The following is a 322-nucleotide window of genomic DNA, read 5'->3' as shown; positions in this document are numbered from 1 at the left end:
CTCATCGCTTCACCTGAGTGGATACAAGTTTCCAGATCCTCAAGCAATCCGCCACCTGCGGATCTTGGGCTCCAAGTCTGGCGTCGAAACAGCGATCTCGCAATTCGCAGATGACTGGTTGGAGGAAACGATTTCAAAGACCGATACAGCAGCCGACATCGCGAAAAACGTCGGGATGATTCTAATTTTTCTCTTGGCTGGAACCGTTATCGGCGGCACAGCCATGATTCAACAAGCCTCGCAAAGCGCGATGGGCATTCTGTAAGTCCTTTTCAAACGCTGGAGAAAATCATGCAAGACACCGTGACCATCAAGATTGCAA

1 protein-coding gene is annotated in these 322 nt (G+C 50.0%); it reads left to right on the top strand.

Annotation, left to right across the window (positions count from 1 at the left end):
* The coding region (locus ACR6JA_RS23215; protein ID WP_494599882.1) for a hypothetical protein at positions 1 to 265 on the top strand (265 nt) is incomplete at its 5' end.
* Positions 266 to 322: the final 57 nt, after the last annotated feature.

This window comes from Cedecea sp. B1(4) (assembly GCF_059414925.1).
Note: the sequence above shows the minus strand (reverse complement) of the source record. Positions and strands in the feature narration are given on the sequence as shown.